Origin of the sequence: Falsiroseomonas oryziterrae (genome assembly GCF_021864505.1) — a bacterium.
Taxonomy (GTDB): domain Bacteria; phylum Pseudomonadota; class Alphaproteobacteria; order Acetobacterales; family Acetobacteraceae; genus Falsiroseomonas; species Falsiroseomonas oryziterrae.
The window spans coordinates 1-1,886 of record NZ_JAKJIB010000514.1; the positions used below are offsets into that span (position 1 = coordinate 1).

Annotated in this window: 3 protein-coding genes; all 3 read right to left on the reverse strand. The window is 74.3% G+C overall.

Features of this window, described 5'->3' with window-relative positions; translation table 11 throughout:
* Positions 1-814: DMT family transporter (locus L2I40_RS22610; RefSeq protein WP_237217593.1), on the reverse strand; the 814-nt coding region annotated here is incomplete at its 3' end.
* A gap of 82 nt (positions 815-896) precedes the next feature.
* Entirely contained in the window at positions 897-1,292 is a 396-nt protein-coding gene (locus L2I40_RS22615; RefSeq protein WP_237217595.1) for a helix-turn-helix domain-containing protein, read from the reverse strand.
* A gap of 223 nt (positions 1,293-1,515) precedes the next feature.
* A partial coding sequence (locus tag L2I40_RS22620; protein WP_237217597.1) for a Smr/MutS family protein occupies positions 1,516-1,886 on the reverse strand: 371 nt, incomplete at its 5' end.

A 1,886-nucleotide genomic window follows, 5' to 3' on the forward strand; every position in this document is an offset into this window, starting at 1 on the left:
CGCCGGCCGCGATCAGGGCGGCGCCGGCCAGCCGCGCGCGCGTCGGGCGTTCCCGCAGGACCAGCGCCGCGAGGGCGACGCCGAACAGGATGGAGGTCTCGCGCAGCGCCGCGACGGGGGCGATCGGCGCCTGCGTCATGGCCCAGAGCGCCAGCGCATAGGACCCGACCGTGCAGGCGCCCGCGCCGAGCCCGATCCGCCAGCGCGCGCGGAGGTGCGGCGCCAGCTCGCCCGGCCGTTGCCAGGCGACGAAGGGCAGGAAGCATGCCGCGGTCAGCAGGAACGCCCAGAGGGTGTAGGCGACCGGCGCGCCCGACAGCCGCGCGCCGACGCCATCCACCAGCGTGTAGGTCGCGATGACGCCCGCATTGGCCAGCGCGAGGGCCACCGTGCCGCCGTCGCCCCGCGCGCCGCGCCGGATCGCCATCGCCAGCACGCCGGCGCAGACCAGCGCGATGCCGGCCCAGGCGAGCGGGCGCAGCTGCTCGCCCAGCAGCAAGGTGGCGGCTACCGCGACGATGAGCGGCGGCGTGCCGCGCATCAGGGGGTAGGCGAGGCTCATGTCGCCGGCGCGATAGGCCGCGGCGACGAGCGCGAAGTAGGCGAGATGGATGACGCCGGAGGCGACGAGCATCGGCCAGCTCGGCGGCGCCGGCTGCGGCAGGAAGGGCAGCGCGACGACGGCGAGCGCCGCCGATCCGGCGACGACGAGCGCGGTGTCGAGCAGCTTGTCCGCGCCCGACTTCACCAGCGCGTTCCAGCTTGCGTGCAGCGCGGCGCCGAGCAGCACGAGCAGCATCACCTCGGCGGGCACGCGGCATTCCCTGCAACCAAACTGTCATGAAAGCGCAACAGGGGGGCCGCGCGAAGCCGGCGGAGTGCGCGTGTTGTCTGTGTCAGCGCCCGGCAGCGCGCCGCAGGCGGGGCTTCTCCGGTGGTGCCTCGCGGTCGAGCAGCGCGTGCATCGCCGCGACTGTCTGCGGGGTCAGCCGGCGAATCGATTCCGCGAGGCGATTGGCCAGCGCCGTTGCCTCCGGCGAGAGCCCGGCGGTGTCCACGCTGACCCTGGGGTGGGAGATGCGGGCCAGCTCCGCCAGCTCCTCCGCCTCGTCCCAGATCAGGCCGAAGAACTCGTTCACCTGGTGCACCAGGCCGGCGGAGGGACGGCCGCGATGCCCGTGTTCCAGTGCCGAGAGATAGGCGGAGGAGACCTGCAGATGCGCGGCGAGGTCCTTCAGCTTGACGCGGCGCTGGCGGCGAAGCTGACGGAGGCGCGCGCCGAAGGGGGTCATGTATTTGTGCCCTCAAGCGGCGGGCGGCCGCATCCGCGGCCTTGCCTTGCGCGGCGAATGTGTGTGCCCTCAGGCGCCGGGCGCCGCCTCCGGCGGCGTCGTGCCGGAGGCACGCCTTCGGCGTGACGCTTGCGCGCCGCAGACGTGGTGCGCCCGACGCTGCGGTCGGTCGCGGCGCGGGCCGCCTTTGGCGGCCGTGCGTCATGTGCCTGGTGTCGAGGAGTCATCGGTGCTGCCTGCGCTTGCGCAGCAGGATGTTCACGGCGCCGGTGTTCGTCGGGTGGGGATGGGCGGCGCCGAGCACCAGGGGGCGCAGGTCGGGTGCGTTCAGCCAGTGCGGCAATTCGCGCTTGAGGATGCCGCCATCCGGCTGCGGGCCCTTGCCGGTGACGACCGTCACGGTGCGGATGCCGTCCATCGCCGCATCATGCAGGAAGGATCGCAGCGCCGCATGCGCGTCGTTCACCCGCCGGCCGTGCAGGTCGAGCGTGCGCTCGCTCGGCGCGTCGCCGCGGCGCAAAGCACGCCAGCGGCGGCGATCGAGGCCGCCGGGCTGCTCGCCGATCCGCACCTCCGGCGCGACGGCGCGCTGCG

Excerpts from the sequence above, each read along its gene's own strand:
- L2I40_RS22615 (WP_237217595.1), bottom strand. The coding sequence starts at position 1,292 with ATGACCCCCTTCGGCGCGCGCCTCCGTCAGCTTCGCCGCCAGCGCCGC.